Below are 19,299 nucleotides of genomic sequence, written 5' to 3'. Positions count from 1 at the left end.
CTAGTTCCCAGGCTCTGCCTGGTAACGCAGATCCAGAGGCTCCGCCTCGTCTTAACCATCTAAAAAACCCTCGATCGCCACAATGGGCAGAAGCAGATACAAAGTAATATATTCCGAGAACCAACCGCACTTTGTCACCTGTACAATTATCAACTGGATTCCTATATTCATTCAGCCAGAAATAGCACAAATAGTCTTAAATTCCTTAAGTTTTCTGCAACGGGAGAAGCGCTTGGCTTTACACGGTTACGTGCTGATGGAAAATCACTTGCATTTAATCGTAACTTCTTCAGAACTGTCAACGCAAATGAGGAATTTTAAATCATTTACTGCTCGCTCTATAATTGACTTGCTTGAAAAAAACAAAACTACCAACATCCTGGAGCAACTCGAATTCTATAAAAAGCTACACAAAAAAGACCAAAAATACCAGCTATGGCAAGAAGGGTTTCACCCACAAGCTATTTTGAACGAGGAAATCCTGTTGCAAAAATTGGAGTACATTCACAATAATCCTGTCAGGCGCGGCTATGTGGACGATCCAGCTTGTTGGAGATATTCTAGTTATCGAAATTATATCGATCGCGATGGATTGTTGGTAGTTGATGTGATAGATTGTTGAGTCGGATGATTTATTTAGTTGAAGGAGCGAGGCAGAGAGAGCCTCTGGATCTGCGTTACCAGGCAACCAGGCAAGGGTTAAGGCGAGGCAGAGCCTCTGGATCTGCGTTACCAGGCAGAGCCTGGGAACGAGGGAGGGAGCGAGGCGGAGCCTCTGGATCTGCGTTACCAGGCAGAGCCTGGGAACGAGGGATATCTAAAAAACCAGGATTTAATTACCAGCTAAAATCTCTTCGAGTGCTAACTTCAGCGTCGGATACTGATATTGAAAACCGCTAGCTAAAGTTTGTTTTGGCAAAACTTTCTGCCCTTCCAAAACAACTTTAGCACCGTCTCCCAACAGCAATTCTAAAGCAAAACTTGGCACGGGCAACCAAGAAGGCCGCTTTAAAACTTCCCCTAAAGTTTGACACAATTCATTCATCCGCACCGGATTCGGTGCTGTCGCATTCAAAACACCTTCAACTTGCGAATTTTGCAAAGCGTACAAAATTAAATCAACCACATCCTCGCGATGAACCCAAGAAAACCACTGTTTTCCTGTGCCAATTGGGCCGCCAGCAAATAGTTTAAAAGGTGGCAGCATTTTTGCCAGCGCACCTCCCATTCCCAAAACTATCCCCAGCCGCAAAATTGCTAGCCTTGTACCGGCATTTTTTGCAGGTTGGGCGGCTGCTTCCCAGTCTTTGCAAACTGCTGCTAAAAAATCGTTTCCCGCGAGGCTCGTTTCGTCAAACTCAGCGGTTTCGCTGGTTCCGTAATAGCCGATCGCCGATGCGCTAACAAACACCGATGGTTTAGGATTAGCATTGACGATCGCCTCGACCAATTTTGCTGTCGTCAGTCTGCGACTGTCCAGAATTGCTTGCTGGCGCGCCTCCGTCCACTTTTCCTCCGCAATCGGAACCCCAGCTAAATTGACAACAGCGTCGCAGCCTGCGATCGAGTTTTGCCAATCACCAGACGACGCCGGAGTGTAGGCGACAACTTCCAAATTCGGATAAGCTGAAGGCGGAAAAACTCGCCCAGCCTTCGCCGCATCCCTGCTCAAAACCACCACTTGATGTCCGGCGGCTTGCAGTTTCTCCACCAGCCGGCTACCTACAAATCCCGTTGCTCCCGCGATCGCTACTTTCATCTTTCTTCCCGCACTTGATATCAACAGCAGTTTACACGATCGTCCAAACTTGTTTTGAATTATACAAAAATCAAGAGCAGCCTCGATCGCCTCCACACCAGCCAACTAGATTTTCATTAAACTGATAAAGGACGCGAGAATCAAAAACAATGCCTGCAAAAAAACCAAAGCTTCTAATTGCTGCCGCCGCCGTCGCAGCAGGTAGCGTCGCGGTCTACTTTTACTTCCAGGGTTTGAGCCAACAAATATCAAACCCTCAAGAAAGTGCCAAAGTTGTACCCGACGAAGCAACGATGGCCGCCTTCATCTCCCCCAATCCCCAAGCGCTGGCTCAGTTGCAGCAATTTGGCACGCCAGGGGCTCAAAAGTTGGTCGGTCAGGGTTTGAAGGCCTTTCAAGAACAAAGCTTGGCAGGCACTCAAATCGACTTTGACAGGGACTTAAAGCCGTGGTTGGGGGGGGTGATGGTGGCTTTGCTGCCGCCTGATGCTGCTGCCAAAACCGAGGCTCCTGAACTGCTGGTTGTAGTCAGCGTGAAAAATAAAATTAGCGCTTGGAATTTTGCGAATAAATTAAAATCTCAGCAAGGTGCAACAATTCAAGAAACTGAGTATAAAGGAGTTAAAATTTCGGAAATAGCAGAGCCAACCGGCAAGCGCTACAGTGTGGCTTTGCTGAACGACCAATTAGTGATGGCTCCTTTGAGAAAGCCTGTGGAATTGGCGATCGACACTTTTAAAGGAGCACCTTCCCTCGCTACCCAGCAGAGTACAACTAAGTTTTTTTCCGAGAGTGCTGGGGTAAAGAATCCGATCGCAACTATTTACATTGCTGATTATTCAGCCTCCATGCAGCAGTTGAAAGCTAATTTTTCCGATGATTGGCAACCGCTTTTGACCGTGATGCAGCAGTTCAAACAAGTCAAGTCTTTGGTTGCGGGAATAGGGGCGGACAGTTCGGGATTGAGGGTAAAAACCATCGCTCAGCTAGACCCTAAATTACCTGAGAAAAATTCGCCAACCTCGTCGAAATTGTTGTCGAGATTTCCCGGCGAAACTATTGCTTTAGTCGGCGGTAAGGGACTGGATAAAATTTGGTCGCAGGCGACGGCAGAGGCAAAAGATAGCCCGGAAGTCGATCGGGGTATTCAGCAGGTTCGCGATAGTTTTAAGCGGTTGGATTTGGATGCGGATCGCGATGTTTTTGGGTGGATGAATGGGGAATTTGCGATCGGGGCGATCGGTTCGGATCGAGGTATTTTGTCTCAGTTGGGGATGGGGGCGGCGATGATTTTTGAAACTAGCGATCGCCCTGCTGCAGAAGCAACCCTGAAAAAACTCGATGCGATCGCCAAAAGCAATCCTACAGTCAGCGTCGCCCCCAGACAAGTTCAAGGAAAGGAAGTTACGGAATGGAAAATACCCCAGCAAGGCACTTTATTCGGGCACGGTTGGCTGAATGAAAATTCTGTGTTTGTCGCTTTCGGCGGCCCTTTAATTGATGTGATTACTTCGACGCCACCGCAACCGCTAAGCAGCAGTCCGAGTTTTCAGGCGATCGCCACTTCTTTACCGCAAGCCAACCAAGGTTACTTTTACATAGATATGGAAAAAACCATGTCTTGGGCCAACCGTTATTTACTCGCAGTACAGCCCAATTTAGTTTCGCCACCAGTGGCTGATTTGCTCAATTCTCTCCGAGGAGTTAGCGTAGCGACAACTTCGACAGAACCGACAACTGCTAAGCTTGAAATGCTGTTTGCCTTAAAATCTCACAATTAGGCGATCGGGAATTGGGAATTGGGAATCGGGAATTGGTAATTGGCGATCGGAATTGATAATTTTTCTATCCATTAAATCCATTACAAAATCCGTTGCCCAACTTATTTCGATCCGTTACATCCCGTACACAACTTCTTCCCTCTTCCTTCTTCCTGATGACTAATGACTGATGACTGATGACGGCAGGAGGGCGGGCACGCACCATCCACCGCCCCTACTGACTAATAACCAATAACTAATAACTAATAACAAATAACCAATAACCAATAACCAATAACTAATAACCAATAACCAATAACCAATAACCAATAACCAATAACTTCTGAAAAAAAAGTTGCTGCCTCTCCAGGGAGGGCAGCTACTCAAATAAAGCATTTTAATGTCTCTCAAAACTTATAGATTAACCTTCAGACATTCCCGACTTATTCGGCAATTGCAAGTCATCAGGATCTACATAGTGACAAACTGCTTTGTCCATGCAAATCAAGGCCCAGCCGGATTTATCGATGCTCATCAATTTGTAAGAAGCTGGCTGAATAAAGAAACCTTTGTGGTTGCGGGTAGCTGGTTTGATGTTAACGTGGCTGTCGTTGCTCATATCGTTACAACTCCTAGTTATTTATGGTAGTCAAGTCTAAAAACCGTTGAGCGGGTTTGTCGATCGTCTAAGTCTTCAAATACTAGCACTGACTTTCTGAGTTTTCCATAAAGTTATTTATTGATTTATTACGAAATCGTAATAAATTCCCAACCTTATTTCCTTGATCCCCGCTCACAACTCGGCTTTTATCCGCAGTTACGGCTCTAAAAGCCACTGCTTGACACGGGCGAGACTCTTCCAGTCCGGTTTTCTGCTTAATCCGTCTTCAAAATTTTTTTTAACTTCGTCCAGCAACTCTTCGGAAGCCATCAGAAGTTGCTGAGCGACTTCTACGTGGGGACGCACTCCTTTTTCTTTGAGATCGAGGATCGCGACTGCCAGGTTGATGCGAGCTTGGGGGTCGTGAGGGTTCAGTTTAACGGCTGTTTTGGCGGCTTTTTGAGCAGATGTGGGTTTATTTTCCAAGAGGTACAGCCACGAGAGACTAGCCCAGGCGTTGCCATTTTTGGGAGCTTTTTCGCACACTTCTTTGAACACGGGGATCAGATTGGCAGGGGCTTCGCCAGCTTGGTAGCGATCGAAACCTTCTTTAAACAATTCTTCTGGAGTCATGCGATTTGAGATTGAGAATATGAGATTGGGAATGTTGGATCGATCGAACAGGGCATGGCACAATTAATAACTTTCGGTGCCACGCCCTATTTTAAGTTTAGGTAGAAAAAGAACTACCGCAGCCGCAAGTCTGAGTAGCGTTAGGGTTGGTAAACTTAAACCCGCCCCCGATCATGGCATCGCTGAAGTCTAGCACCAAGCCGTAGAGATAAAGAATGCTTTTGCGATCGCACACTACCTGAAAACCATCGTAGTCAAACACCTCATCGTCGGATTTCACAGTGCTCGGGTCTGCGAAGTCCATCACGTAAGACATACCAGAACAGCCGCCCTGGCGCACCCCTACCCGCAAGCAGAGGTCTGTACCTTGTTTTTCTCGAAGAGCTAAAACTTGACGGACAGCAGAGTCCGTCATTTGAATCCCTCGCTTTTGTGAAATGGCTTGAGTCATAATTTGCCGAACTCCTGAGACTGTCTAATGCTAAGAGTTTAATCTTATCCCTCTATTGTACAGGGAATTAGTCAGTAGTCGGTTGGCAGTTGGCAGTTGGCAGTTGGCGGTTGGCAGTTGGCGGTTGGCAGTTGGCGGTTGGCAGTTGGCGGTTGGCAGTTGGCTGGTGGCTGGTGGCTGTTGGCTGTTGGCGTTAGCTAATAACCACTGCCAACTAACCACTAACCACTAACCACTAACCACTGCCAACTGCCAACTAACCAGTAACCACTGCCAACTGCCAACTAACCACTGCCAACTAACCACTGCCAACTAACCAGTAACCACTGCCAACTAACCACTGCCAACTGCCAACAGCTTGATGTCCTCTCCCCCCATAGGGTTTATGATTGAGAAGCAGCGGTTGACCGGCTACCGGCACCGCAACAATGCTTCACCCAACGGGCTTACTCTATGGCAGCGCTGAATCGCTCTACTCTTCGTCGGTTACAAAACTTACCTCAAATTCCCAGCGTGTGGGAGGGCGACCGCCGACCCTTATCTAATGCTGACTCGCACATGATGCTAGAGGACGACAACGATCCCGAAGCTGGTGGCGAGTGCATTCTCTGGGTGGACGGCTCTGAAGGCGTCGTGAGGGCTATGGACGTGGTAGGGCCAGATGCCGGCCCAGAGGCGATCGTCCGGGCTCTGCTGCGAGCAATGGAACATCCCCAAAGTCCAGCTCCCGCAGTCCGCCCCCAAAAAATAGTAGTCAAAAACCGAGAAATTCAATTTTACCTGCGCGGCGTACTTCAAGATTTGGCAATTTCCATTGACTACGTACCGGAATTGCCCCTAATTGACGAAATCTTTCGGGGAATGGAAGAGGTCGCTGTGAATCGACCTCCCGAATTACCCCCTCAGTACGCCGAAGTGCTCATGGAAAAAGCCGCTCAAATTTGGCATGATGCTCCGTGGCGGACTTTGAGAGAACACCAAATTATATCTATTGAAATCAATCAGTGGGATGTTGCCAGCCTCTACGTGTCTGTATTGGGACAAGGCAGAATGGATTACGGAGTTTTGCTGTACCGTTCTCTAGAATCCTTGAAGCGGTTTCGAGAGCGAGTCGTCAACGATGAATCTTTTGAAGATTTAGAACAGGCTTTTTTAGGACAGGACTGTTTGTTTCTCACCTTTGAAAGTGCAGCCGATTTTGATGAAGATGATGAAGACGACGAAATTGATTTAGCCGATTTGCCTCCATCGGAAATTGAACCGAACTTTGGTAATTTGCATCCTTTAGAAGGATTGCGATCGATTCTTTACGAAGAAGAAGCTCTGACGATGTTAGTTGCTCTCGAAGCATTTCATCGCTTTTTCCGCAACAGTCGCCGGAAATTGGGAGCAGATACATTTCCCACTCTCAGCAGTCGCTACCGCATCCCCGTTCCGCAGCCTGATGGAGAAATTCAGCAGATATCCGTTAAAGTTTCGACAATGCCCGAGGTATCTGTCGAATTATTAGAGATGCTCGACGATGACGATGATGATGATGAGGATGATGAATTTGAAATGCCACTGTTGCGGGACGATTTGGTGCCGCCAAATTCATTCTTGAGTCTCGGTGTCGTACCTTGGCAAACGGTAGAGTTTCTGCGAGGAAATGCCCAGTTTCACCAAAGTGCAGAAGTTGATATTAATGCCGACGGAGACGGTTTGCCTGTGGTGATGATCCAAACTTCCAATCCGAAGGCAAAAACTATGATTCAGGATTTGAAAGAAGCTGGAGGGGTCAAGGCAATTTGTTTTAATCCGGGCGAAGATCCTTTTCAAGACGAGCAGTACGATTTGGGTATTTTGCAAGCTCAAAATGGAGAACTCTATTTATTTGGGGAGTTTAATGAAAACGACCCGGTGCATCAGGAAGCTCGCAAAAAATGGGAGCACCGCTGTCAGTTAACGAACGGTTGGTGCGGTTTGGTGATTGCTAAAGGCTTGATGGGTGCTTCTCGCGGTCAGCCTCAATTTAAGGATATGATCGCTTTATTTGAGGTGCGCTGGGTATCTGCTAAAGACCTGGGAATTGGCCCGCTTGAGTTGATGCCGATGTTTTGAAGGAAGAGGTGATATTTGATGGTTGATGGTTGATAGGAAAAGTTGATATAGCCTTTCGAGCGAAAGATGAGGTACTGTCGGCAATAGGGCATAGGCAAAACCGGGCATAGGGCATACCTCACTTTTTTGAGAAAGGTTATATCAGGAATAAGGAAGAGGAAAATGTAAAAATCATGTATGGTGCAGCGCACCATAGTTGTTTAATTCTTAGATTTATTTCTCAAAACTAGAAAATTGTTGTAGTCAAATACTATAAATTTAGGAATGAGAATTTAATAATTTAAGTGATTGCTCGTTACTAAACCCTTCCTGGTAATTGTTATGGGGCGATGAAGAGCCTCCTTCGATCTTGCAATTTACGGGAGAGAGGACTGTAGGAGTTGCTGAAGTTATTAAGTTTTCGATCCTTAGTTGTTTTGACCGCGAGGAGATGAGAGGTCTATTAAATGAACTTAAAAAAAAACAACCAAGAAATGCAGCGATTAGTAGGTGTAAATTATGAGTATCTAGAATAATTAATAGAACTCTGTACCCAACTATATCAAACAATTTTCTCCGCAGAGCCAGACATCCCCGCAATCCGCAACGCCACGGAATTCAAGGGATTAATTCTGCAGCTCAAAAACCGGCTGCAAAAACTGCACATTGATTTAATTACCGATATACCGCTGGAATTGCGGCTAACAAATTTGGCGGTGGATGGAGAAGATTTGTTGCAGGCGGTGCAGGATGGGATTGGGGGGATTGGTGCGTGATTTTGGGGGTTTCGGCACTCCGAAAGTCCGGTAGGGGTTGAAATCTCTGGCGGATTTTCGGGTTGTGCAATGCCTAAGTGCGATCGAGCAAAAACAGATACGAACAAATTCTTTAACCTACAATATTAATTCACCAAAGCCATCACGCTCGCCTCCCCCAAGACTCCCAAACCATGTCCAAGCCCAAAAAGACCACCACCAAAACCTACACCGAAATCAACCTCAGTGACCCGCAATACTACTTCAACCGAGAACAAAGCTGGCTGGAATTCAACAACCGCGTGCTCCACGAAGCCCTAGACCCCCGCACGCCCCTCCTAGAAAGACTCAAATTTCTCGCTATTTTTAGCTCAAACCTAGACGAATATTTTATGGTGCGCGTGGCGGCACTCAAGCAGCAAGTAGAAGCAAAAGTCAGCAAATTGACCTCCGATGGCAGCAAGCCCCAAGAACAGCTAGATGGCATCTACAAGCGCTTGTTGCCGATGGTTACACAACAACACGCCTATTTTGACCAAACCCTGCGGCCGAAATTAGTAGCAAACGGCATCCACATTCTCGACTACATCGACCTCAATCAAGAACAGCGCAATTACTTGCACCGCTACTTCCAAGAACAAGTATTTCCCGTACTCACACCCTTAGCAGTTGACCCCAGCCACCCATTCCCTTTCCTTTCCAATCTCAGCCTCAATTTAGCAGTTGTTGTCAGAGACCCGAACACCCAGGAGGAATTGTTTGCCCGCGTCAAAGTACCGCAGGTTTTGCCTCGATTTTTGCAGCTACCGGGGGATTTGCAATGGCAGCAAAAAGGCAAGTCTCCTGTGTGGACGGGGGTACCTCTAGAACAGGTAATCGCGCACAATTTAGAGGCTTTGTTTCCGGGGATGGACATTCAGGAATATCACCCGTTCCGCATTACTCGCAATGCTGATTTGACTGTGGAGGAAGATGAGGCGGAGGATTTGCTGCTGGCTATAGAACAGGAACTCCGCAAGCGTCGGTTTACAGGTTCTGCGGTGCGCCTGGAAATTCAAGCGGTTATGCCGCCTGCTGTGCGAGATATGTTGAAGGATGAGTTGGATCTCGGGGAGCAGGATGTTTACGTCGTAGAGGGGCTGCTAGGCCTCAAGGATTTGATGTCTTTTGTCGGGCTGCCGGTGCCGGAACTGAAAGACCCCCCGTGGACTCCGGTGGTGCCGCCGCGCTTGCGGAATTCGCAATCGCCAGTTTTAGGCAAATCGATGTTGGATGTTGAGGATGGTGAGGATATTTTCACGACTATCCGCCAGGGAGATGTGATGCTGCACCATCCCTATCACTCGTTTGCGGCGACGGTGCAGCGGTTTATTACTGAGGCGGCGCACGATCGCTCCGTGTTAGCCATTAAGATGACTTTATACCGCACTTCTGGTGATTCGCCGATCGTCAGTGCCTTAATTGAAGCAGCGGAAAACGGCAAGCAGGTAGCCGTTTTAGTCGAGCTTAAAGCCCGGTTTGACGAAGAAAATAATATTAATTGGGCTCGCAAGTTAGAACAAGCTGGAGTGCACGTTGTTTACGGTTTGGTGGGACTAAAAACCCACACCAAGATTGTGATGGTAGTGCGCCGCGAGGACGGATTTATTCGTCGCTACGTCCACATCGGCACGGGAAATTACAACCCGAAAACGGCTGGACTGTATACTGATGTGGGTTTGTTGAGTTGTCGCGAAGATTTGGGTGCGGATTTGACGGACTTGTTTAATTATTTAACCGGTTATTCGCGGCAGATATCTTATCGAAAATTGTTGGTTGCGCCGGTCAATATGCGCGATCGATTTTTAGCATTAATCCGCCGCGAGGCAGAATTCTGTCGGTCGAATGGTGATAGCGGCATGGGTAGCTGCGGCCGGATTGTTGCTAAAATGAATGCTTTAGTTGACCCTCAAATCATTGTTGCTTTGTACGAAGCTTCGCAAGCGGGAGTTAAAATTGATTTGATTGTGCGGGGGATTTGCTGTTTGCGTCCGGGCGTTGAGGGTGTTAGCGAAAATATCAAGGTTATCAGTATTATCGGCCGCTTTTTAGAGCATTCGCGGATGTTTTATTTTTTCAACGGTGGCGACGAAGAGGTGTATATTGGTTCTGCTGACTGGATGCAGCGCAATCTTACAAGACGGGTTGAGGCGATCGTCCAAGTGGAAGATCCGACTATAGTGATGGAGTTACAAGAAATTTTGGGTGTGATGTTGGCGGATAACCGTCAAGCCTGGGATTTGCAGCCTGGGGGACACTATTCTCAGCGGCGGCCGCCTGCTAATAACCCGGAGGTTAGTTCCCAACAGATTTTGATGGATATGGCGATGAATTAGTTGTTAGTGGTTAGTTGTTAGTGGTTAGTTGTTAGTGGTTAGTTGTTAGTGGTTAGTGGTTAGTTGTTAGTTGTTAGTTGTTAGTTGTTAGTTGTTAGTAAAATTTGCAGTTAGCAGTTGTCTGTTCTTGTTACCTAAGCTATTGTGCATTTAATTTTCAATGTCATGGCGGGTTCTGGGGGCCACAAAATTTTTACTAACATAACTATAAAAATTAAATGCGCTGCCGCTTAGCTAACAACTAATGACTAATGACTGATGACTGTTGACTGTTGACTAACAACTAACAACTAACAACCAACAACTAACAACTAATGACTAATGACTAATGACTAATGACTATTGACTGCTTAACTGTTAAAAGTACGCTTAAATTCTTCTAACAAATCGTCAATTTCCTCGATCGCCTGACTGACATCGATTCTCAGAGCTCCCAAGTCCGATCGGTCTAACAGCCGCACGAGAGATTCCCGCTTGATTTCGATTTCTGCTACGCGCTCTTTAATTGTCTGTGCATCCATTGTTTTTCGCCTTTGCTACTATTAACAAAAATATTTGACATTCCCCCTGCGAACAGACGAGAATTTTTAATTCGCCGACATAGATTTCTGAGTTCGTCCTTCACTGTTTTTTATATTGTAAGTGACGAACGCGATCGGGGTTTTTGAATCTGTGTTATATTTTGATTGTACCTCAAAAAATTAGCTAAACTTCAACGCAGAAAAGGCGGACGTTTAGAATCTGCGGGTTTATTTTTCATCACTTCAGTTAAAAATCGCTTCAGAGCTTTCTCGCGATTTTTCATAAAAGCCGACCAAAATCCCGGTTGATATTCGTCCATCGTCTTGGCTAGGGCCCAGACATCGATCGCTAAGATATTATAAAGCCTTTCATCTTCGCGTTTGAGCGAGTTAATCTGCTCTAGAACCGACTTGTTTGTTACCGCAGTTTTTCTGTCTTCGTCTTTGATCATGTCCGAAAATTGGTTGAAAGGGCAAGATGGTCGATCGCGAGTTCAAATCTCTATACTTTAATGATACTGCCGATCTCGATTGCCTTCTGGAACCCGCGCCACACAATTTACACGGATATTTACCAGTCGCAAGGCCGCTGGGGAAAGCGGGATAAGTTTTGGCGACGAGAGACAAGATTGTGCGTGCACAGCCCTCCCGCCCTTATTGACGCTAGCAGTTTTCGCAGGTGTTTTGGCAAAAAAACTAAATTTTTTCCATACTTTTTGCCCGATAATAATTAAAGTATCTTGTTTCTGTCGGACTACTTACCTCACGAATATGTTACGTAAAACTTCTTTAGCAAGCCTAGCCTTAGTTGTGGGCGGTATCCTAGCAGTAGTCGGGTTCTATGCCTACTTCACCGACAAACCTACCCTAAATCTAGCCGGCTTTTTTTATGGAATTCCGCTGTTGTTGGGAGGATTGGCGCTGAAAGCAGCCGAACTCGAACCAGCCGAGTTCACCGAACCCACCTCTGGCGAAGTTCTCCTTCTGCGAGAAAGTCAAGCCACGGAGACTCAAAACCAAGTCCGCAAAGATATCACCCGATTTCGCTACGGCCAACCCGCGCACTTAGATGATGCTCTGGAGCGCTTGGGGCTGGCCCCGACAGACGAGGAACGGCCTGTCCTCCAAGGGTTGCGGGAAGTAGATGTGGATGGTGCTTACGGGTTAATTCTAGAGTTTTATTCGCCGCTGATACCGATCGAAGTTTGGGAAGAAAAGCAAGAAAAAATAGCTAAATTCTTTGGCCCGGGTTTGGATGCAAAAGTCACTCAAAAGCCTGATGAAAAAATTGAATTGGCTTTAATTAAAAATACTGAAGCTTAAAGTATGCTTAAGTTTTGAAGGCGAAAATTTTGAAGTCAGCAATTAATAATTAATCCTGCATCGGCCCAGATACTCAATTTAGCGGCAGCTTGAAACCTGTCGCTATCAGCAAAAGCTCGATCGGCAAAGGGGCGATCGACCAAATTGGATTTTCCTTAACTACAATAATGGTGGAGAAGCGATCGGCAATCTTAAATCAGGAGAAGCACAAATGGTTTCGTCCCAGAGTAGGATAGGTATTATCGGCGCAGGAACATCAGGAGCTTATCTGGCAATTCTGCTGATTCAACAAGGGTTTCAGGTTGATTTGTTTGAAAAAGCACCCCATCCGCGCACCGATGGCTGCGGTATCCTGATCGTACAAGCAGGTATGGAAGCGCTGCATCAAGGAAACCCTCAAATTAGCCAGAAAATTATTAACTCAGGCGATCGAGTCAAAGTATTCGAGTTTCGCAACCTGCGGGGCGGTGTCATCAATTCCGAACCCGTCACCTACGAAGAAAATGAACTCCCAGGAATGCTGGTACACCGCAAAGCTATTCTAGAAGCACTCCTCGACGAGTTACCGCCTGACACTATTCATTTTAATGCGGAATTAGCATCGATCGCCCAAACCGAGCACAGTGCGATCGCCCACTTTAAAGACGGCACTAAATGGGAAGGCGACCTGTTAATTGGTGCCGATGGAATCGTCTCAAAAGTTCGTCAATTTATAGTTCCCAACGTAGAACTATTCTATTTAGGCGATATCGTTTGGCGAGGAATAGTCGAAGATAATAGCTTCTGTCCCGAAGGAAACTTTTTTGTGTATGTACGCGGTAGGGGAATTTATGCCAACTTCTTTCACATTGGTGGAGGTCGCACTCATTGGGGTTTCTTTATTGAAAAAGAGCGCACAGAATCCGAAATGGGGAAGCTGCAACCTAATAATATTACCATTCCTCCCGAAGAACTAGCAAAACTCCCAGACGACGCGCGAAAACTGATTGAATCAACCCCAGTCGAAAATATTGTCTGTCGTTTTTCCTATGACATTGACCCCCTACCAAAAATCTATGATGGTCGTGTTATCTTAATAGGAGATGCGGCCCACGCCAAAAGTTCCACACGCGCTAGAGGAATGACTTCTGGTTGGGAAGATGGTTTGTATTTAACCAAACATCTCGCAGAGAGTGCGAATATTCCCGAAACGCTCGAAAAATTCCAAACCGAAAGATTACCGATTGTCCACGAATATCAACGTACTAGCCGTGAAATGAGTCTAAAAATAGGTCGCCGCTAGAAATAGCAAATAGGAGCAATCCCGATGTCAGAAAATATATCTTACCCTCCTGATTTAGAAAAAGTACCGGAAATTTTCACACGTCACATTGGCACTTGGCAAGGCGAGTACATTAAAACCGATACTCGCGGACATTTTTCTCGCAGCTTCTTCGGAAATTTTACCGTAACGATTGAAGGAAGTCACTACCGACAAATTAATAATTACCAATACTCAGACGGTTCTCGCCTCCAGCTTAATTTTCAAGGAGAGTTTGAAAATCTGATTTTGAAACTGTCTTCTAGCAGTTATTCTGATTTTGCAGCAATTGCGTGGGATGCGGGCCAAGAAACCGTTTGCTTTCGGGCAACTAAAACCCAAGATAACGAACTGATAACCTTCGTTGAAACAATGACATTACTCAGCGAAAATCAGCGAGTTCGCAGCACTCAAGCCTTTAAAAATGGCATTTTTGATGGTATCTCCTTTATTGAAGAAATACGTTTGCCCTAAACAAATTAAACACAGCAAAAAACGCCCAACTTCTCAATAGAAATATTATTTCTCTCTTTCCTCTTTCTCTGCGCTCTCTGCGCCCTCTGCGGTTCATTGCAAATAAAATTGCTATAGTGCAAAAATCAAACTAAACAAAGTCAATCAGCATTAACAAACAAGCGAGAACGAGTAATAAAACGCTCTCCATCCGGCCCTTCCAGGGAAAAATCGCTGCCTCCGGGCCCGGATGCTACGTCTATAATTAACTGCGTGTGTTTCCAATATTTGTATTGCTGCGCTGCAATATAAAAAGGACAACCGCCTATTTCGCCCAGCAATACGTCACCATCACCGATTATCAATTCCCCATCGGGAAAGCACATGGGCGAACTACCGTCGCAGCAGCCGCCGGATTGGTGAAACATCAATTCTCCGTGTTGAGTTTTGAGATAGTTGATTAATTTTAAAGCGGCTTCTGTTGCGGTGACTTTTGGGATGGTTTCCATTTTATCCGGTTTTTATGGCAGTTTTATTTTGTTTGTGAATGAGATTTTTTTTTATTAACCGCAGAGGGCGCAGAGAAGGAGAGGAAAGAGAGAAAGAAGGAGTTGACGAATCATTGAAGTTTGTTCTTCTTCCTTTTTCCTTCCCAATGACTAAAACTTTAGAAAAAACCTAAAGCTTTCGGGCTGTAGCTGACTAACAAATTCTTAGTTTGTTGGTAATGATCCAACATCATTTTGTGATTTTCGCGGCCGATTCCAGATGATTTGTAGCTGCCGAAGGCTGCGTGGGCGGGATACAAATGATAGCAGTTTGTCCACACGCGGCCTGCTTGAACGGCGCGGCCCATGCGGTAGGCGGTGTTGATGTCGCGAGTCCAAACTCCTGCACCTAAACCGTAGAGAGTATCGTTGGCAATTTCCAATGCTTCGGCTTCGTCTTTGAAGGTGGTGACTGCTAATACTGGGCCGAAGATTTCTTCTTGGAAAATTCGCATTTTGTTGTTTCCTTTGAAGACTGTCGGCTGGAAGTAATAGCCTTATTGCAAGTCGCCGGATAGGATGTTTCTTTCGCCACCTATCAGACATTCTGCGCCTTCGGCGTGTCCGATTTTGACGTATTCGGCGATTTTTTCCATCTGGTTGGTGGAGACTTGCGCGCCTAGGGCGGTTGTCGGATCTAAGGGGTTGTCTTGTTTGATTTGGCGGATGCGATCGATCGCCCTTTCCATGAATCGATCGTATATTGACTCCTGAATTAACGCCCGCGAAGGACAGGTGCAAACTTCGCCTTGGTTGAAAGCAAACATCACAAATCCTTCGACTGCTTTGTCGAGGAATTCGTCGTCTTGGGCGCAGACATCTTCAAAGAAAATGTTGGGGGATTTGCCGCCTAATTCTAGTGTTACGGGGATCACGTTTTGGGAAGCGTACTGCATAATCAGCCGGCCCGTAGTTGTTTCGCCGGTGAAGGCTACTTTGGCAATCCGGGGGCTGGTGGCGAGGGTTTTGCCGATTTCGGCACCGGGCCCGTTGACGACGTTGATTGTGCCATCCGGTACTAAGTCGGCGATGATTTCCATCAGTACCAAGATTGAGGCGGGGGTGGGCCCGGCTGGTTTGAGGACTACGCAGTTGCCGGCGGCGAGGGCTGGGGCGAGTTTCCAGGCGGCCATTAGGATGGGGAAGTTTCAGGGGATGATTTGTCCGATGACGCCTAGGGGTTCGTGGAAGTGGTAGGCGACGGTGGTTCCGTCGAGTTCGCCGATCGACCCTTCTTGAGTTCGGATGCAGCTTGCGAAGTAGCGGAAATGGTCGATCGCCAGCGGGATGTCTGCTAGGCGGGTTTCGCGAATTGGTTTACCGTTGTCCCAGGTTTCGGCGATGGCGAGGCGATCGAGGTTTTCTTCCATGCGATCGGCTATTTTGTGCAACACCCGCGCCCTGTCTGCTGGGGAAGTCTTACCCCACTTGTCTTTTGCGCTGTGGGCGGCATCCAGTGCCAATTCTACATCCTCGGCGCTCGATCGGGGGATTTGACAAATTGATTTTCCTGTAATTGGAGAAAGGTTTTCCGAGTATTTTCCTTTCATCGCCGCTACCCACTTACCGCCGATAAAGTTGTCGTAACGAGCTTGAAAAATCGACTGATTGCCGGATTGAAAAGGTGCTGCTACTACCATTTTATTACCTGATTTAAACTTATTTTTGCGAAGGTTTTAAATCTCTTAAATATCAGCTATCGTCTATTTTTTATAACTTCGCTCATTTACTATACATAATTTTACATTATGAAAGTATTTAAGATTAAAGTATTTTGTGGATTTCCCAGTCTAACCCATAACCTGTGGGACTTAGTACGGACTAAAGTCCGCACTACGAACCTTATTAATTGCGATCGACCAACCGGAGATGATTATACTCGCGAACGAGACAGCTTTGAGAGCATAATTCCCCAGTTACCCAATTTGAGACAGCAACTATTAATTAAGTGTGCCTGAGCGGAATCTCTATCGTAAATTTAGTACCTTTCCCAGGTTCAAAAACATACTTCAACTCTCCTTTATGCTGCTCTACAATTATCCGATAGCTGGCAGCAAGTCCCAATATGCTGCTGTCTTCTATAGGTTTTGTTATCAAAAATGAATCAGAAATTTGCGCGGCAATATTTGGGCTAGTTGCCATGTCGTTATCAGCAATTTCAATAGCAATCCGCTGAGTATCTATCACCTTAGTGCCAATCACAATCATCGGCTTAAATTTGACCGATTCCGACTCCCCCAGCTCTTGACTAGACTCTTCTAAAGTATCGATCGTGTAATTGATAATATTCAGAAAAGCGTGATTGAGCTGACCTGCGTAACACTCAATTTGCGGCAGATTTCCGTATTGCTTTATCACCTTGATATCCCGCCTCCCCTCGCGGGCCGGTAAGCGGTGCTGCAACAATAACAGAGTGTTTTCTAAACCGTCGGAAATATCAAATAACTGCCAGCCAGAGCGATCACTGCGGGAAAAATCCTGTACCGATAAGATAATTTGCCGGATGCGATCGCTCCCGGTTCGCATGGAACTCACAATTTTTAATAAATCGTCGAGTACAAATTCTACATCCATATCTTGCTGTTTTTGCAGAATCTCCGAGTCGGGATTGACTAGGTATTTTTGATACAATCGCAGCAGTTCTATTAAATCGGTAGCGTAAGTTTGGACGTGAGTGAGATTGCTGTAAATAAAAGTAATGGGGTTGTTAATATCGTGGGCGATACCAGATACCAATTCCCCTAAACTAGACATTTTTTCAGTTTGCAGCATTCGCTCGCCAGACAGTTGCAATTTTTGCTGAGTGCAATCCAACTCCAGCCTCAAATCCCGCGCTCGCTTCCCCGCGCGTACCCGCCCCAACAATTCCTGCTTAACTATCGGTTTAAACAGGAAATCGTCAATCAGCCCCTCCAATTCTTGAACTTCTGCAAATTGCTGTGGTGTTGTCAGCAGCACAAAATAAGTAGCCGCCAATTCTCGCTCGGCTTTCACCAACCGGCACATCTCCAACCAGTTGATTTGAGGCGAATTCCCGTCGCAAACGATCGCATCCGGGGAGAATTCCCTCGCCAAATCTAAACCATCCTTACCGTCGAGGGCGACTCTCACTTGATGTCCCTCCCTCTCCAGTAACTCTTGCACGACTTCAAAAGTCGCAGCATCCGCGATCGTCAAAATCTTTGCCATAACACCATCTCCACAACTTATTCTTTAGGATACAGCCACCAGAATTGCACAGCGTTTAATCACATTGGATTCTTAGCTTACGCTTCTTTTTTTAAATTCACTTCTACTTGTTTTTTAACAGCTCCTAACTTTTCATTAATATAATATTGTCACCACAGTTACCAAACCCCAGCCGAGAGTCACCATCACCGCCAGCCAGCTTTTTTATTATAATAAAAGCGTAACTTTACTGCAAAATTACCAGCGGAAAAAGAAACTTTAAACCAAGCGTTTGAGACGGGGAAGACGGGAGCATCTCCTGCATTGCAATAAGCGAGTACAATAAGCGAGCGAGGACGCTCGCACTATTATATATCAATGCAAAACACCAGATGCTCTCAGCCAAACTTTCTCTAGGCAGGGCTAATTAATTCTTACTAAACCCGCCAGGGAATAAATTTCCTGTCTGCAAGCGAAAGTGGTCAGTCGCCGACTAAAATACTGATTTATAGTCAGCCGCCGACGACTTGGGAGCATCTCATTTTTGTACAAAGCATTTTTTTATTATAGTGCGAGTAGCCCGATCGCAAGTATATCCTCGCGAGCGGGGACAGCACTATAATTACACGCAAAACACCCGATGCTCCCGACGACTTTCACTATAAGATTTTGGTTCAGTAAAACCCGGCCTGGCTATAGCTTTAAGGAGAATAAATTAACCCGGTTTTTCTGGCTGCGATGCAGCGCACCTTACACCAGTATGACACCGAAAAATATCTTTCTGGAATCATTTAAAATTGCAGCAACAATTAGCAGTCGGCAATTAGATATTACTTCGACAATTCGACGTTGAGTTCGTTCACTACACGGCGTTTCAACGGGAGGGATTTTTCTCGGGGCAGCAAGTCGAATACTTTCCGAAAGGCATCGTCTACTTGTTCAAACGGTATTTGTCCTTTCTCGTTAAAAACTACTTTTCCAGATTGGTCTAAAATGACGGTTTGAGGTACAAAACCTTCGTAATAATGACCGGGTTCGGTGAGTTCTGGTGACGGTTGCGGAGACAAAGAGTCAACGCTTATCGGCATAAAATCTGCCTCGCGGCCGTAAAATTCCTGGAGTTGAGAAACGACGATCGCGTATTGCTTGCTGTCGCTGCTGTCGTCTGTGTAAAACACTAACAATGCCGGTTTGTTGCGTTTGAAAGAATCTGTAAGCTTGACTTTAGGAGGAACTAGGGAACCGTTGCCGGCGTAGAGGGCATAGATAGTGCCGTCGAAGCGATCGTCCGTGAGACTTGCGAAGGCTGGCGGTGTGCCGGCGAACAGTATCAAGTTAAAGGCGATCGCCACTGTTAAAATACTGGCTGACAAGATTCGCCGCAGCAAGCGGATGCCAGAATCAGCATTAACAGTTAATTTTTTGGATGCAGAAAATATCATAGGTTGTTGGCAGTTGCTGTAAGCTGGCTTCATCAAAAACAAAAACTTTTTTAAGTTTATCAGCAAATGTATGCAAATGTTCCTGAGTAGGTTAAAGTAGTTGGGAATAGACTATGATAATTTGCTTGTTG

Annotated in this window: 19 protein-coding genes and 1 pseudogene; 9 read left to right on the top strand and 11 right to left on the bottom strand. The window is 46.1% G+C overall.

Features of this window, described 5'->3' with window-relative positions; genetic code table 11:
* Nucleotides 1-82: 82 nt before the first annotated feature.
* The gene (locus QUA01_RS23035) at nt 83-622 is read left to right on the top strand and encodes an REP-associated tyrosine transposase (RefSeq protein ID WP_333092872.1); all 540 of its coding nucleotides are present in this window, start codon (nt 83-85) and stop codon (nt 620-622) included.
* A gap of 210 nt (nt 623-832) precedes the next feature.
* On the opposite strand, the gene thyD is transcribed toward QUA01_RS23035, so the two are convergent.
* Complete coding sequence (gene thyD, locus QUA01_RS23030; RefSeq protein WP_333092893.1) at nt 833-1,759, bottom strand: thylakoid membrane protein ThyD; 927 nt, start codon at nt 1,757-1,759, stop codon at nt 833-835.
* Between the two features lie 149 nt (nt 1,760-1,908).
* On the opposite strand from thyD, the gene QUA01_RS23025 reads away from it, so the two are divergent.
* Entirely contained in the window at nt 1,909-3,540 is a 1,632-nt protein-coding gene (locus QUA01_RS23025; RefSeq protein WP_333092873.1) for a DUF3352 domain-containing protein, read from the top strand.
* A gap of 159 nt (nt 3,541-3,699) precedes the next feature.
* Here the strand turns inward: QUA01_RS23025 and QUA01_RS27520 are convergent, their stop codons facing one another.
* From QUA01_RS27520 to QUA01_RS23010, 4 genes are all read right to left on the bottom strand, one after another.
* Nucleotides 3,700-3,915, bottom strand: coding sequence for a hypothetical protein (locus tag QUA01_RS27520; protein WP_442921583.1), 216 nt, complete (start codon nt 3,913-3,915; stop codon nt 3,700-3,702).
* Nucleotides 3,916-3,940: 25 nt separating this feature from the next.
* Nucleotides 3,941-4,138, bottom strand: coding sequence for a hypothetical protein (locus tag QUA01_RS23020; protein ID WP_172187588.1), 198 nt, complete (start codon nt 4,136-4,138; stop codon nt 3,941-3,943).
* 198 nt (nt 4,139-4,336) lie between these two features.
* Nucleotides 4,337-4,753 carry a tetratricopeptide repeat protein gene (locus tag QUA01_RS23015; protein WP_194066269.1) on the bottom strand — a complete coding sequence of 139 codons (417 nt, stop codon included), beginning with the start codon at nt 4,751-4,753 and terminating at the stop codon, nt 4,337-4,339.
* 97 nt (nt 4,754-4,850) lie between these two features.
* Nucleotides 4,851-5,204, bottom strand: coding sequence for a HesB/IscA family protein (locus tag QUA01_RS23010; RefSeq protein WP_194011029.1), 354 nt, complete (start codon nt 5,202-5,204; stop codon nt 4,851-4,853).
* A gap of 82 nt (nt 5,205-5,286) precedes the next feature.
* Between QUA01_RS23010 and QUA01_RS23005 the strand changes: the two genes are divergently transcribed.
* The 3 genes from QUA01_RS23005 to ppk1 all read left to right on the top strand — a co-directional run bounded on the left by QUA01_RS23005 (nt 5,287) and on the right by ppk1 (nt 10,413).
* Nucleotides 5,287-5,436, top strand: coding sequence for a hypothetical protein (locus QUA01_RS23005; protein ID WP_333092874.1), 150 nt, complete (start codon nt 5,287-5,289; stop codon nt 5,434-5,436).
* A 221-nt stretch (nt 5,437-5,657) separates the two neighbouring features.
* The gene (locus QUA01_RS23000) at nt 5,658-7,304 is read left to right on the top strand and encodes a DUF6930 domain-containing protein (RefSeq protein ID WP_333092875.1); all 1,647 of its coding nucleotides are present in this window, start codon (nt 5,658-5,660) and stop codon (nt 7,302-7,304) included.
* Between the two features lie 928 nt (nt 7,305-8,232).
* Complete coding sequence (gene ppk1 / locus QUA01_RS22995; RefSeq protein ID WP_333092876.1) at nt 8,233-10,413, top strand: polyphosphate kinase 1; 2,181 nt, start codon at nt 8,233-8,235, stop codon at nt 10,411-10,413.
* Between the two features lie 350 nt (nt 10,414-10,763).
* Here the strand turns inward: ppk1 and QUA01_RS22990 are convergent, their stop codons facing one another.
* Together QUA01_RS22990 and QUA01_RS22985 are read right to left on the bottom strand one after the other, a co-directional pair.
* Nucleotides 10,764-10,934 carry a hypothetical protein gene (locus tag QUA01_RS22990; RefSeq protein ID WP_194061315.1) on the bottom strand — a complete coding sequence of 57 codons (171 nt, stop codon included), beginning with the start codon at nt 10,932-10,934 and terminating at the stop codon, nt 10,764-10,766.
* A 191-nt stretch (nt 10,935-11,125) separates the two neighbouring features.
* Nucleotides 11,126-11,386 (bottom strand): hypothetical protein, encoded by a 261-nt coding sequence (locus tag QUA01_RS22985; RefSeq protein ID WP_194011035.1) that lies wholly within the window; start codon nt 11,384-11,386, stop codon nt 11,126-11,128.
* Nucleotides 11,387-11,705: 319 nt separating this feature from the next.
* Here QUA01_RS22985 and QUA01_RS22980 point away from each other — a divergent pair, with 319 nt between their 5' ends.
* The 4 genes from QUA01_RS22980 (at nt 11,706) to QUA01_RS22965 (ending at nt 14,031) form a co-directional block, all read left to right on the top strand.
* On the top strand, nt 11,706-12,257 hold the full coding sequence (locus QUA01_RS22980; protein ID WP_333092877.1) for a DUF2854 domain-containing protein: 552 nt from the start codon (nt 11,706-11,708) through the stop codon (nt 12,255-12,257).
* 89 nt (nt 12,258-12,346) lie between these two features.
* The gene (locus QUA01_RS22975) at nt 12,347-12,493 is read left to right on the top strand and encodes a hypothetical protein (protein ID WP_333092878.1); all 147 of its coding nucleotides are present in this window, start codon (nt 12,347-12,349) and stop codon (nt 12,491-12,493) included.
* On the top strand, nt 12,469-13,539 hold the full coding sequence (locus QUA01_RS22970) for an FAD-dependent monooxygenase (RefSeq protein WP_333092879.1): 1,071 nt from the start codon (nt 12,469-12,471) through the stop codon (nt 13,537-13,539). Before QUA01_RS22975 ends, QUA01_RS22970 begins: the two co-directional genes overlap by 25 nt.
* A 24-nt stretch (nt 13,540-13,563) precedes the next feature.
* Entirely contained in the window at nt 13,564-14,031 is a 468-nt protein-coding gene (locus tag QUA01_RS22965) for a hypothetical protein (protein WP_333092880.1), read from the top strand.
* 140 nt (nt 14,032-14,171) lie between these two features.
* Here the strand turns inward: QUA01_RS22965 and QUA01_RS22960 are convergent, their stop codons facing one another.
* The 4 genes and pseudogenes from QUA01_RS22960 to QUA01_RS22945 form a co-directional block, all read right to left on the bottom strand.
* Nucleotides 14,172-14,519 carry a DUF779 domain-containing protein gene (locus tag QUA01_RS22960; RefSeq protein WP_333092881.1) on the bottom strand — a complete coding sequence of 116 codons (348 nt, stop codon included), beginning with the start codon at nt 14,517-14,519 and terminating at the stop codon, nt 14,172-14,174.
* A gap of 158 nt (nt 14,520-14,677) precedes the next feature.
* Nucleotides 14,678-16,108 (bottom strand): annotated as a pseudogene (locus QUA01_RS22955) (aldehyde dehydrogenase family protein).
* Between the two features lie 394 nt (nt 16,109-16,502).
* Nucleotides 16,503-17,747, bottom strand: a complete 1,245-nt coding sequence (locus tag QUA01_RS22950) for a sensor histidine kinase (protein WP_333092882.1) — start codon at nt 17,745-17,747, stop codon at nt 16,503-16,505.
* 809 nt (nt 17,748-18,556) lie between these two features.
* Nucleotides 18,557-19,168 carry a thylakoid membrane photosystem I accumulation factor gene (locus QUA01_RS22945; RefSeq protein WP_333092883.1) on the bottom strand — a complete coding sequence of 204 codons (612 nt, stop codon included), beginning with the start codon at nt 19,166-19,168 and terminating at the stop codon, nt 18,557-18,559.
* Nucleotides 19,169-19,299 lie beyond the last annotated feature (131 nt).

Origin of the sequence: Microcoleus sp. S36a_B3, from assembly GCF_036700745.1 — a bacterium.
In the GTDB taxonomy this organism is placed as follows: Bacteria; Cyanobacteriota; Cyanobacteriia; order Cyanobacteriales; family Microcoleaceae; genus Microcoleus.
This window is presented reverse-complemented; position numbering and strand designations above follow the sequence as displayed.

Bases quoted from the DNA above. Each gene is read 5' to 3' on its own strand.
- QUA01_RS22980 (WP_333092877.1), top strand. From the start codon at position 11,706: ATGTTACGTAAAACTTCTTTAGCAAGCCTAGCCTTAGTTGTGGGCGGT.
- QUA01_RS22950 (WP_333092882.1), bottom strand. From the start codon at position 17,747: ATGGCAAAGATTTTGACGATCGCGGATGCTGCGACTTTTGAAGTCGTG.
- QUA01_RS23015 (WP_194066269.1), bottom strand. From the start codon at position 4,753: ATGACTCCAGAAGAATTGTTTAAAGAAGGTTTCGATCGCTACCAAGCT.
- QUA01_RS22990 (WP_194061315.1), bottom strand. From the start codon at position 10,934: ATGGATGCACAGACAATTAAAGAGCGCGTAGCAGAAATCGAAATCAAG.
- QUA01_RS22985 (WP_194011035.1), bottom strand. From the start codon at position 11,386: ATGATCAAAGACGAAGACAGAAAAACTGCGGTAACAAACAAGTCGGTT.
- ppk1 (WP_333092876.1), top strand. From the start codon at position 8,233: ATGTCCAAGCCCAAAAAGACCACCACCAAAACCTACACCGAAATCAAC.
- QUA01_RS23010 (WP_194011029.1), bottom strand. From the start codon at position 5,204: ATGACTCAAGCCATTTCACAAAAGCGAGGGATTCAAATGACGGACTCT.
- QUA01_RS22945 (WP_333092883.1), bottom strand. From the start codon at position 19,168: ATGATATTTTCTGCATCCAAAAAATTAACTGTTAATGCTGATTCTGGC.
- QUA01_RS22960 (WP_333092881.1), bottom strand. From the start codon at position 14,519: ATGGAAACCATCCCAAAAGTCACCGCAACAGAAGCCGCTTTAAAATTA.
- QUA01_RS22970 (WP_333092879.1), top strand. From the start codon at position 12,469: ATGGTTTCGTCCCAGAGTAGGATAGGTATTATCGGCGCAGGAACATCA.
- QUA01_RS23020 (WP_172187588.1), bottom strand. From the start codon at position 4,138: ATGAGCAACGACAGCCACGTTAACATCAAACCAGCTACCCGCAACCAC.
- QUA01_RS23025 (WP_333092873.1), top strand. From the start codon at position 1,909: ATGCCTGCAAAAAAACCAAAGCTTCTAATTGCTGCCGCCGCCGTCGCA.
- thyD (WP_333092893.1), bottom strand. From the start codon at position 1,759: ATGAAAGTAGCGATCGCGGGAGCAACGGGATTTGTAGGTAGCCGGCTG.
- QUA01_RS23035 (WP_333092872.1), top strand. From the start codon at position 83: ATGGGCAGAAGCAGATACAAAGTAATATATTCCGAGAACCAACCGCAC.
- QUA01_RS23000 (WP_333092875.1), top strand. From the start codon at position 5,658: ATGGCAGCGCTGAATCGCTCTACTCTTCGTCGGTTACAAAACTTACCT.
- QUA01_RS27520 (WP_442921583.1), bottom strand. From the start codon at position 3,915: ATGCTTTATTTGAGTAGCTGCCCTCCCTGGAGAGGCAGCAACTTTTTT.
- QUA01_RS22965 (WP_333092880.1), top strand. From the start codon at position 13,564: ATGTCAGAAAATATATCTTACCCTCCTGATTTAGAAAAAGTACCGGAA.